This window comes from Anaerotignum sp., from assembly GCF_045122575.1.
GTDB lineage: Bacteria > Bacillota > Clostridia > Lachnospirales > Anaerotignaceae > Anaerotignum_A.
The window spans coordinates 1-11,399 of the sequence record NZ_JBGVHV010000113.1 but is presented as its reverse complement, the minus strand read 5'-3'; the positions used below and the strand labels follow the sequence as shown (position 1 = coordinate 11,399).

Sequence of the window (11,399 nt, the reverse complement as noted above, 5' to 3'; positions counted from 1 at the left end):
CTGCCCCCTGCAACAGAAGAAGAAAAGAAAGCACTCTTCCTGGATTTCATCACAAAAACAAGAAATCATTTCGACACACTGCCCGCCCAGACCAGAAAACTGGCTATGCAGAATCTGACAGGCGCCCTGCCTCCCATCTATTCTGTCCACGATGTAATGGATATGCTGATGGAAGCCATCGATAAGGCAACTTCCGAAGAACAGAAGGTTCTCATCGTAGATAAAATCGGTATGGTATTCAACGAACACGGCTGGACATCCATCACCGAAGGTCATGCTGACCACCATCACCACCATGATCACGACTGCGACTGTGGCTGCCATGATCACTACCATCACGACCACCATCATGACCATGGTCACGACTGCGACTGCGGCTGCGGCCACGACCATGACCACCATCACCACCACTAAGGCTGGCAAAGGAGGAAACGAATATGTTCAAATTCAATCATTTCAACTACAACATCCTGGATCTGGAAAAAAGCATGAAATTCTATGAAGACGCTCTGGGTCTGAAGGAAGTACGCCGCAAAGAAGCGGAAGACGGCAGCTGGAAACTGGTGTATCTGGGCGACGGCAAATCTGACTTCACACTGGAACTGACATGGCTCCGTGACAGAAAAGATCCCTATAATCTGGGTGAAAACGAATTCCATCTGGCATTCGTAACAGAAGATTATGATGCCGCTTATGCCAAACATAAAGAAATGGGCTGCATCTGTTTCGAAAATCCCGATTTCGGCATCTATTTCATCAATGATCCCGACAACTACTGGATCGAGATCATTCCCGCAAAATAAACAGCAAAAACCAAGGCAAATTGCCTTGGTTTTTTATTTTGAAACGCAACAGTCGGTTGCTTTTCTTCTATCTTCTCCCGTGCTATACTTTCTGTAAGGTGGTGAATGCAATGGAAACAAAAGATATTATTCTGGAACTGCGAACAAAAAAAGGCTTATCCCAGGATGCCCTTGCCGAAAAAGTACATGTGACCCGTCAGGCCGTATCCCGCTGGGAAAACGGTGACACGATCCCAAATACAGAAACGCTGAAACTGCTATCCCAATTATTTGATGTCTCTATCAATACCCTTCTGGGCTCTCCCCGGAAACTGATCTGTCAGTGCTGTGGTATGCCGCTGGATGATTCCAATATCAGCAAAGAAATCGATGGTATCTTCAATGAAGAATACTGCAAATGGTGTTATGCAGACGGGGAATATATGTATCATAATATGGATGATCTGATTGATGTTTGCATAGAACACATGGCCAATGACGCCTTTTCCTCAGATCAGGTTCGGGCATATATGAAAGATCTGCTGCCAAAACTTAATTATTGGAAGAAATATAAAAATTTAGATGGTGCCGAAAAATTTGAAGAATTCAAGCATCTTCTTATAGATGAAATCAACGCTTTGCATATCGAAGGCATGCCCAAGGTTGAAAAGCTCAATGCCCTTGTTGGCGGATACATCAATCTCGAATACAGACTTCCCAACGGAACATACGTAAAATTTTTAGATGATAACGCAACCTATCTGGGCAACCAATTAGAATGTGAATTCGGCGGTGACCGCTGCTTTGGTATCGCTGCAAATATGGATTTTATCCTGATCTGCACTTACGGCATAAACGGCACAGATCCCGAACTGGTCATCTACAAAAAAAGATAAATACGCAAAAAGCCAAGCTGTTTCCAGCTTGGCTTTTCTTTATTGCTTATTTTTTCAGCTGTGCCAGTCTTTCTTCTACCTGAGCCAGCATTGCTTTATATTTTTCTTCTTTTGCTTTTTCTTCTTCGATTACGTTTGCGGGTGCTTTCGCAACGAAGCCCTGGTTCGCCAGTTTTTTCACTACTCGATCCACTTCTTTTTCCAGTTTTGATTTTTCTTTTTCCAGACGTTCGATTTCTTTTGCAAAATCAACCAGTTCCGCCAGAGGCATGTAGATGGTAGCATCTTTGATCACTACGGATACCGCATCTTCGCCGATACCTTCTTTGTCTGTCTGTACTGTCACTTCGCTGGCATGACCCAGTGTTTTGAAGAATACTTTGGAATGTTCAAAGATGTGACGTACTTCATCGCTTTCGGAAACAACGTAAACGTGTACTTTCTTAGAAGGTGCAACGTTCATTTCCGCACGGATGTTACGGATGTTTCTAACTGCTTCCTTGATGGCATCGATTTCTGCTTCATTTTCTTTGTAGTTCCATTCTTCTCTGTAAACAGGCCACTGAGAAACCATGATGCTTTCTTCTTTGTCCTGAATTGCTGTAAACAGTTCTTCTGTGATGAAAGGCATGAAAGGATGCATCAGTTTCAGCGCATTGATCAGAACCTGTTTCAGTGTCCACAGCGCCGCTGCTCTTGTGCTGTCTTCTTTGTTATACAGACGAGGTTTCACCATTTCGATGTACCAGTCGCAGTATTCATCCCAAATGAAGTCGTAAACTTTCTGTGCAGCCAGACCCAGATCGTATTTGGACAGGTTTTCCTGCACTTCTTTCGCCAGCGTGTTCACTTTGGACAGAATCCATTTATCCGCAGATGTCAGCATCAGGAATTTAGGTTCTTCTGCATCTTCCATATTCATCATTACGAAACGGGAAGCATTCCACAGCTTGTTGCAGAAGTTTCTGCAGTTATCCAGTCTTTCCCAGTAGAAGCGCATATCGTTACCGGGTGCGTTACCTGTGATCAGCATCAGACGCAGAGGGTCAGCACCGTAGTTTTTGATAACTTCCAGAGGATCGATACCGTTGCCCAGAGATTTAGAGAACTTACGACCCTGATCGTCACGGATCAGACCATGGATCAGAACATCGTCGAAGGGTCTTTCACCGATCTGTTCCATACCGGAGAATACCATTCTGATTACCCAGAAGAAGATGATATCGTAACCTGTTACCAGTACGCTTGTAGGGTAGAAGTGTTTCAGTTCTTCTGTGTTTTCGGGCCAGCCCAGTGTGGAGAAAGGCCACAGCGCAGAGGAGAACCATGTATCCAGTGTATCTTCGTCCTGTCTGATGTTTGCAGAACCACATTTTTCACATTTGCCGGGGTGTGCTTTTGCTACTGTGATATGGCCGCAGTCTGCACAGTAGTATGCAGGGATTCTGTGACCCCACCACAACTGACGGGAAATACACCAGTCACGGATGTTGTCCAGCCAATGCATATAGATCTTACCGAAACGGTCGGGAACGAATCTCAGTTCCTGATCCTGGTATACTTTGATGGCAGGTTTTGCCAGTTCTTCCATTTTTACGAACCACTGCAGTTTGATCATGGGTTCGATGGGAGCGTGACATCTTTCGTGGCAGCCAACTGCGTGTGTGATATCTTCGATTTCAACCAGATGGCCTTCTTCTTTCAGCTGTTCTACAATGGCTTTTCTTGCTTCCATTCTGTCCATGCCGCAGAATCTGCCAGCCAGTTCATTCATAGTACCGTCATCGTTCATTACGCAGATACGAGGCAGATCATGTCTCAGACCAACTTCGAAGTCGTTAGGGTCATGTGCAGGTGTGATTTTTACAACACCTGTACCAAATTCTCTGTCTACATAATCATCTGCAACGATGGGAACTTCTTTATTCAGTACGGGAACGATACATGTTTTGCCGATCAGGTGCTGATATCTTTCATCTTCGGGATGAACTGCTACTGCTGTATCGCCCAGCATTGTTTCAGGTCTTGTTGTTGCCAGTCTCAGTTTTTCATCGGAACCAACGATGGGGTAATTGATGTGGTAGAAGTGACCGGCCATATCGTTATGTTCTACTTCCGCGTCAGAGATCGTTGTCTGGCATTCAGGGCACCAGTTGATGATCTTTTCACCACGGTAGATATAACCTTTTTCATACAATCTTACGAATGTTTCCAGAACAGCATCGGAGCAGCCTTCGTCCATTGTGAAACGAACACGATCCCAGTCACAGGAACAACCCAATTTGCGCAGCTGATTCAGGATAATGCCGCCGTATTCTTCTTTCCATGCCCATGCTCTTTCCAGGAAGCCTTCACGGCCTACGTCGTCTTTTGTCAGGCCTTCGGAAGCCATTTTCTGAACAACCTTCAGTTCTGTAGAAATAGACGCATGATCGATACCGGGCACCCACAGGGCATTATAGCCTGCCATTCTCTTCCATCTGATCAGAATATCCTGCATAGTATTATCCAGAGCATGGCCCATGTGCAGCTGACCTGTGATGTTCGGGGGGGGCATTACGATACAAAAAGGTTCTTTGGATTTGTCTACTTCTGTATGGAAATATTTCTTTTCCATCCATGTGTTGTAAAGTCTTTCCTCTACAACAGAGGGGTCAAAATTCTTTGCCAACTCTCTCATGATTACTTTCCTCCTGCTTGTGTTTTTTCTTTAGAATGTCTATTGCTTTCATTTAAATCCACCGTGAAACGCCATAAAAAAATAAAAGCCCTCGTCCCAATAAAAGGACGAAAGCTCGCGGTACCACCTTTGTTCCCGCCCGAAAACGGACGGACTCTCTTACGGTCTGTAACGGGACCTCCCGTTTTCGCCTACACAAGCCCCTGACAGGACACCCTTCAGCAAAACGACTCCAAAGCTACCTTCCACATCTTTCCTATCAAAGGGCCTTTCAGCCACAGAGCCCTTCTCTCTGAGAATTCCGGATGTGTACTCCTCTTTTTCTCTGTCTTTCACAGTGTTTATTCATTTCCTATATCATCAGATTTTATTCAGTTTTGCCAGTTTTGTCAAGTCTAAATTGTGCAATTGTTCATGTATACATACAAAAGGACTTCCGAAATCACTTTTCGAAAGTCCCTGAAATTGCTTATGTACTATTCCCCATCCTTGGGATAGCGGGAAATATTCAGCAGGATACCCACCATACCCATCAAAAACAGCAGAGATGTGCCACCGTAGCTGACAAAAGGCAAAGGCTGCCCCGTATTGGGAATGGTATTGGTTACTACGCCGATATTGATGATAGACTGGAATGCAATGACCGCTGTAATGCCCGTTGCCACCAGCATACCGAACTGATCCTTTGCATTCATGGCGATTTTGACTCCGCGCCAGATCAGAACAGCAAACAGCATGATGACCAGCGCCGCACCGACCAGCCCCAGTTCTTCACAGATGATCGCAAAGATGATGTCATTATAGGCTTCGGGAATAAATGTCTTCTGTCTGCTCTGACCCAGACCCAGGCCAAACAGACCGCCCGATGCCACTGCATACAGAGACTGGATCGTCTGGAAACCGGTACCTGTGGGGTCTGCCCAAGGGTCAAGCCATGTGGTGATGCGTCCCAGTCTGTATCGGAACTGAGGCAGCAGGATCGCAATGGCCCCCAAGGGAACTGCTGCCGCAATGGCCGCACCGAAATACCAGACACGAGGGCTGGCAATAAACAGGATCGTCGCCCCCATCAGCCCTACCAGAAGAGCCGAAGAAAAGTTTGAAACTGCGATCAGCACAACCGGTATCAGCAAAACACCGCAGGCTTTCGCAAAGCCCTTGATATTCCCCAGTTCCTTTCTATGCTCTATCACGTAAACAGACAGGAACCAGATCACGGCTACCTTTGTAAATTCCGAAGGCTGGAACTGCAAAGAACCTACCCCCAGCCAACGCTTCTGACCACCCGCTTCAATGCCGACAAAAGGCAGCATCAACAAGAACAGGTTGGACAGCATATATGCGGGAAACGCAAATCTTTTATAAATATGATAGGGTACATTCATTGCCGTCAGCATGGCAATAATACCCAAAACAGCCCAGATACTCTGCTTTTTCAGAAAGTGGAACATGTCATACTCATATTTCGCACTGGTCATGGTGTAGTAATAACTGGAGCTGAAAATCATAACGACCCCAAACAATACCAGTGTCAGCACAATGAACAGAACGGTAAAATCATATCCACCGGGTTTGATATACTTCCGCTTTGCGGTTTTCTTTTTCGGTCTGCCAGGTTTCTTCCCCATATTGCCACCTCATAAAGAATTTTATTTCAGATAACCTCTTACCTGTTCCTTGAACAGATCGCCGCGCTGTTCATAGTTATCGAACATACCCCAGCTTGCACATGCAGGAGAAAGCAGAACGCAGTCGCCGTCTTCCGCCTTTTCTCTGCACAGATCTACGGCTTCTTTGAATGTTTCACAATCAGAAATTGCTGTGAAGCCGAATTTTTCCGCAGATGCGCGCACCTGTGGTGCAGTCACGCCGATCAGCACCAGATGTTTCACTCTGCCAGGGAACAGTTTTGTCCATTCGTCAAAGGAACCGCCTTTGTCATAGCCGCCGCCGATCAGCACGATAGGCTTTTTCATCGCCAGTACCGCTCTGATGGAAGCATCTACGTTTGTGCCCTTAGAGTCGTTGTAATAGTCTACGCCGTCTACTGTGGCAACATATTCGATACGGTGTTCTACCCCCGCAAAAGCCTTCAGAACGCCTCTGATGGTGTCCAGAGGGATATTGGCACAGATAGCTGCTGCCGCCGCTGCCATGACGTTTTCGTGGTTGTGTACGCCCAGGATCTGCAGATCATTTACATTGATCAGTGTTTCGTTGATATCATTCCAGCGTACTTCGATATTTTCCTCATCCAGATAGATGCCTTCTTCCAGTTTTTCGGAAGAGCTGAAGAAAAATACCTTCGCCGCTGTTTTGTCCGCCATCTTTCTGCAGGCTTCGTCGCCATGGTTCAGGATGCAGAAATCCTCTGCTGTCTGTTTTGCAAAGACTTTTTCCTTCATGGCAATGTAAACTTCCATGGTTTTATGTCTGTTCAGATGGTCAGGTGTGATATTCAATACCGCAGAAATATGAGGGTGGAATTCCTGCGCCTTTTCCATCTGGAAGCTGCTGATCTCTGCAACTACCCAGTCTTTTTCTGTCAGGCGTTCCACTTCTTCGCTGTAAGGGATACCAATATTCCCAACCACAGCAGTATTGCCATAAACGGCCTTCATGATCTCCCCGGTCAGTGTAGTCGTTGTTGTTTTGCCGTTTGTGCCTGTGATGGCAGTGATGGGGCATTTGGTCAGTGTATAAGCCAGCTCCACCTCACTGATCACAGATACGCCTGCCTCTTCTGCCGCTGTGATAAAGGGCAGGTCACAGGGGATGCCGGGGCTCAGAACGATGACGTCCTGTGCGCAGGCGATATCGTCAGGGTTTGCGCCTGTGTAAAGCACGATACCCTCATTTTCCAGATTCAGCACGTCTGCAGCGATATCTTCTCTTTTTTTCATATCCTGCAGTGTTACTTCCGCACCCAGTCTTTTCAGCAGTTTTGCTGCAGCAATACCGCTTCTGGCCATACCGCAGACCAGTGCTTTTTTACCATTGTATTCCACTTGTTATTCCTTCTTTCCGAATTCCATTACAGGAACATATATTTACAGCCCAAAAAGCCGATCAGGCACAGCAGTGCTGTTGCCACATAGAACAGTGTCACGACCTTTGTTTCTCTCCAGCCGCATTTTTCCAGATGATGATGGAAAGGCGCCATCTTAAACAGACGTCTGCCTTCGCCGTATTTTTTCTTTGTCAGCTTGAACCAGCCTACCTGCAGCATAACTGTGATGGATTCCCACAGATAGATAAAACCTACGATGACAATGAAAATAGGCATTTTCAGGATGAATGCTGTCGCCGCCACAAAGCCGCCCAGCGCCAGAGAGCCTGTGTCACCCATGAATACCTTCGCAGGGTAAGAGTTAAAGATCAGGAATGCCAGAAGGCCGCCTACGATAGCACCGCAGATAGGAGAAATGGTGCTGCCTGCTGCCCATGCAACGATCATGAAGAAAGACGCCACCAGCAGTGTTACACCGCCAGCCAGACCATCCAGACCATCTGTCAGGTTTACGCCGTTTACAGTACCCAGAACTGCCACAAACAGGAAAGGTACAAACAGAATGCCCGGATCCAGCATGAAACCGTTTGTAAAAGGCACATAAATTTCTGTGCCAATGCCGCTTTTCAGAACATACGCACAGAACAGACCTGTTACGATCAGCTGCAGCAGCAGTTTCTGATACGCTCTCAGACCCAGAGAACGTTTTTTTACAACTTTGATATAGTCATCCAGAAAACCGATCAGACCATAGCACAGTGTCATCAGCATAATCGCCGCACCGTCTGTATTCCCTTTCAGGAAAAAGAAGCTTGTGACAACGAATGCCACCAGAAAAGCAACGCCGCCCATGGTGGGAGTCCCCTGCTTTGCCAGATGGGTTTCAGGGCCGTCATCACGGACATTCTGACCGAATTTCAGTTTTCTCAGCATAGGGATCACGATTGGACACAAAATAACGCCAATCACGAAAGATATGATAATGGCATAGACTGCCTGTTCCAAAGAACCCACTTTAGTTCACTCCTTGCAATTTATCTACTGTTCTGGATAATCCTGTAGACAGGGATGCCTTTACCAGCACATTGTCGCCTTCTTTGATCAGGGACAGACCTTTTTCCCAGAACTCTTCCTGTGTTTCATAGCGGTATACTTCTGTCATACCGCCTTCTTTTGCGCCTGCTTCCATGCAGTCGTTCCATTTACCGATACAGATCAGCACATCTGTGCCTTTTTCCGCTGCGTATGCGCCTACTTCCTTATGCATGGCAGGGGCATAGTCCTCCAGTTCACCCATTGTCCCCAGAACAGCCACCTTTCTGCCCTCTGCATTAGAAAGTACATCCAGAGCGGATTTCATGGAAACGGGGTTTGCGTTATAAGAATCGTTCAGGATCGTCAGACCGTTGACATCCTTCATCAGTGTCATTCTTTTCTTTGTAGGTACAAAATTGTCGATACCAGCCTTGATCTGTTCCAGTGTCAGGCCCAGTTCCACACCAACTGCCGCTGCAGAAAGGGCATTCAGCACCATATGTTCCCCGGGAACAGGAATGATGACAGAAACAGAGCCGATGGGTGTATGCAGGGTGCATTTTGTCTGTTCCAGACCAACGACTTCAATCTCATCTGCATAAAAATCCTTTTTATTTTCCACACCAAACCATTTGATAGGGTGAGGCAGCTTGCCTTCCAGTGTCTGCAGCATATCATTGTCTGCATTCAGGATCGCAACGCCATCCTGTTCCAGATGATCCAGCATTTCACATTTCGCTTTCAGGATGCCTTCTCTGCTGCCCAGAAAACCGATATGTGCCACGCCAACATTGGAAATGACACCGATGTGAGGACGAACTGCTGTTGCAATTCTGTCCAGTTCCCCAAAATGGTTCATGCCCATTTCGATAACCGCCGCTTCATGATGATCTTCAATACGGAACATAGTCAGAGGCACGCCAACTTCGTTGTTGTAGTTACCATCTGTCCACAGCGTATTGTATTTCTGAGAAAGCACAGAGGCGATCATGTCTTTTGTAGTTGTTTTTCCTACGCTGCCTGTGATGCCAACATAGGGAATATCAAACAGATCTCTGTAGTATGCTGTCAGATCCAGCAGTGCCTTGCCTGTATCAGGCACCAGCAGAACGATAGCACCATTTGCAGGTGCAACCACCTTCTGGCTCAGGCATGCTGTCACGCCGTTTTCGAAGCACTGAGGCAGGAAATCGTGACCATCTCTCACTTCGCCGATACGGGCAACAAACAGGCTGCCTTCCTTTGTTTCTCTGGAATCCTGTGTTACATGCCAGATTTCTTTATTCAGCGCCGCATCCATATCGCCCAGAGCGATCATCTGCGCGCCTGTTGCCTTGATAATTTCTCTTACTGTAATTTTTTTCATGCCAGATCCTCCCCAAATGCTTTGCGTACTTCTTCCATATCATCGAAGTGAATGGTTTCGTTCGCAAAAATCTGATAAGTCTCATGCCCTTTGCCTGCGATCAGGATCACATCCCCTTCGCCTGCCATCTGCACGGCTCTGTTGATGGCTTCTCTTCTGTCCACGATTTTTTCGTAAGGGCAGTCTGTTTTCTTTACGCCTTCTTCCACATCAGCCAGAATGGCAACGGGGTCTTCCGTTCTGGGATTATCAGAGGTAATGATGCAGTAACCTGCCAGTTTACCACCGATCTCACCCATGATGGGGCGTTTTGTTCTGTCTCTGTCACCGCCGCAGCCAAATACGGCGATCAGTTTGCCTTTTACAAATTCATTGGCTGTATTCAGCACGTTTTCCAGACCATCGGGCGTATGCGCATAGTCCACCACCGCCTGACAGCCTTTCTTGCTGCGTACGGTCTGGAATCTGCCGGAAACGCCGGGGTTTTCTGTCAGACCTGCCACAACGTCTTCCACGCCAATCCCCAGCTGCAGGCATGCCCCTGCCGCACCCAGCGCATTGTATACGCTGAATCTGCCGGGGGTTGCCAGTTTTACGGGATATTTCTGACCTTTCCAGACCATATCAAAAGCAGTGCCTTCTGCAGTAATGTCAATATTTTCCGCCATCAGGTCTGCCTGTGTATCCACGCCGATGGTCAGCACTTCGCCAACACTCTTTTCTTTCATATATGCACCGGCAGCATCGTCCATATTGATAACGCTTTTCGCCGCTCTTTCAAAGAGCATCCCTTTTGCCGCCTTATAATTTTCCATGGTAATATGGTAATCCAGATGGTCCTGTGTCAGGTTTGTAAAGATAGCCACATCAAAAGCAATGCCGTCTACCCTGTGCAGATCCAGAGAGTGAGAGGAAACCTCCATCACCACATCTGTCACATCTTCTTCCTTCATCTGGCGGAACAGCGCCTGCAGTTCCTTGGATTCGGGTGTGGTTCTTTCTGTCTTCAAAATCTTGTCACCGATTCTGTTTTCGATGGTACCCACGATACCTACTTTGCCGCCCACTCTGTCCAGAATGGATTTCATCAGGTATGTGGTGGATGTTTTGCCGTTTGTGCCGGTCACACCGATGGCATGCATCTCTCTGGATGGATGATCGTAAAAATTAGCAGATACTACCGCCAATGCCTTACGGTTATTTTCTGTTACGATGACTGTCACGTTTTCGGGCACATGTTCCACTTCGTGTTCACACAGCAGTGCCGCTGCGCCCTTTTCCACCGCCATAGGGATATATTTGTGTCCGTCTGTCTGAAATCCTGTAATGCAGACAAACAGGCTGTCTTTCTCTACCTTGCGGGAATCATACTGGATTTCTGTAATTTCCAGTTCTGCAGTCCCCTGCTGTACGTTATAAGAAATACCTTCCAAAAGCTGTTTCAGTTTCACTTTTACAGCCTCCTTTCTTTTCTGGCTTCGGGAAATACTGTCCCATAATAAACCACATTAAATTATACCACAAACATCTGATAAACCCAAGGTTTTTCCCCATCTTTTCCCGAAAAATACAACCAATTTCTACCTGAAATATAGCAAAATCTTCGTCCCTTTGTTCACTGTTTCTCCCG

The 11,399-nt window shown here is 46.7% G+C and carries 10 protein-coding genes and 1 other annotated feature; of the genes, 3 read left to right on the top strand and 7 right to left on the bottom strand.

All coding sequences use genetic code 11. The annotated features are described in order from the left end of the window. The 3 genes from ACJMLT_RS05555 to ACJMLT_RS05545 form a co-directional block, all read left to right on the top strand. A partial coding sequence (locus ACJMLT_RS05555) for a hypothetical protein (protein ID WP_405727828.1) occupies window positions 1–414 on the top strand: 414 nt, incomplete at its 5' end. A 23-nt stretch (window positions 415–437) separates the two neighbouring features. Beyond that, window positions 438–803 carry a VOC family protein gene (locus tag ACJMLT_RS05550; RefSeq protein ID WP_405727825.1) on the top strand — a complete coding sequence of 122 codons (366 nt, stop codon included), beginning with the start codon at window positions 438–440 and terminating at the stop codon, window positions 801–803. A 110-nt stretch (window positions 804–913) separates the two neighbouring features. Further along, window positions 914–1,678 carry a zinc ribbon domain-containing protein gene (locus tag ACJMLT_RS05545; protein ID WP_405727822.1) on the top strand — a complete coding sequence of 255 codons (765 nt, stop codon included), beginning with the start codon at window positions 914–916 and terminating at the stop codon, window positions 1,676–1,678. A 46-nt stretch (window positions 1,679–1,724) separates the two neighbouring features. Here ACJMLT_RS05545 and ACJMLT_RS05540 read toward each other — a convergent pair whose 3' ends face one another. The 7 genes from ACJMLT_RS05540 to ACJMLT_RS05510 form a co-directional block, all read right to left on the bottom strand. Further along, entirely contained in the window at window positions 1,725–4,358 is a 2,634-nt protein-coding gene (locus ACJMLT_RS05540; protein WP_405727819.1) for a valine--tRNA ligase, read from the bottom strand. Between the two features lie 100 nt (window positions 4,359–4,458). Further along, window positions 4,459–4,693: a binding site (T-box leader), on the bottom strand. A 141-nt stretch (window positions 4,694–4,834) separates the two neighbouring features. Then, complete coding sequence (ftsW, locus tag ACJMLT_RS05535; protein ID WP_405727816.1) at window positions 4,835–5,986, bottom strand: putative lipid II flippase FtsW; 1,152 nt, start codon at window positions 5,984–5,986, stop codon at window positions 4,835–4,837. Between the two features lie 21 nt (window positions 5,987–6,007). After that, window positions 6,008–7,366, bottom strand: a complete 1,359-nt coding sequence (murD, locus tag ACJMLT_RS05530; protein ID WP_405727813.1) for a UDP-N-acetylmuramoyl-L-alanine--D-glutamate ligase — start codon at window positions 7,364–7,366, stop codon at window positions 6,008–6,010. A 26-nt stretch (window positions 7,367–7,392) separates the two neighbouring features. Then, complete coding sequence (gene mraY, locus ACJMLT_RS05525) at window positions 7,393–8,382, bottom strand: phospho-N-acetylmuramoyl-pentapeptide-transferase (RefSeq protein ID WP_405727810.1); 990 nt, start codon at window positions 8,380–8,382, stop codon at window positions 7,393–7,395. Window position 8,383: 1 nt separating this feature from the next. Next, the gene (murF, locus tag ACJMLT_RS05520) at window positions 8,384–9,769 is read right to left on the bottom strand and encodes a UDP-N-acetylmuramoyl-tripeptide--D-alanyl-D-alanine ligase (RefSeq protein ID WP_405727807.1); all 1,386 of its coding nucleotides are present in this window, start codon (window positions 9,767–9,769) and stop codon (window positions 8,384–8,386) included. Next, window positions 9,766–11,220, bottom strand: a complete 1,455-nt coding sequence (locus ACJMLT_RS05515; protein WP_405727804.1) for a UDP-N-acetylmuramoyl-L-alanyl-D-glutamate--2,6-diaminopimelate ligase — start codon at window positions 11,218–11,220, stop codon at window positions 9,766–9,768. The genes murF and ACJMLT_RS05515 overlap by 4 nt, the downstream gene beginning before the upstream one ends. Continuing rightward, window positions 11,183–11,399, bottom strand: a 217-nt coding sequence (locus ACJMLT_RS05510; RefSeq protein ID WP_405727801.1) for a hypothetical protein, incomplete at its 5' end; no start/stop codon positions are given. The genes ACJMLT_RS05515 and ACJMLT_RS05510, both read right to left, overlap by 38 nt.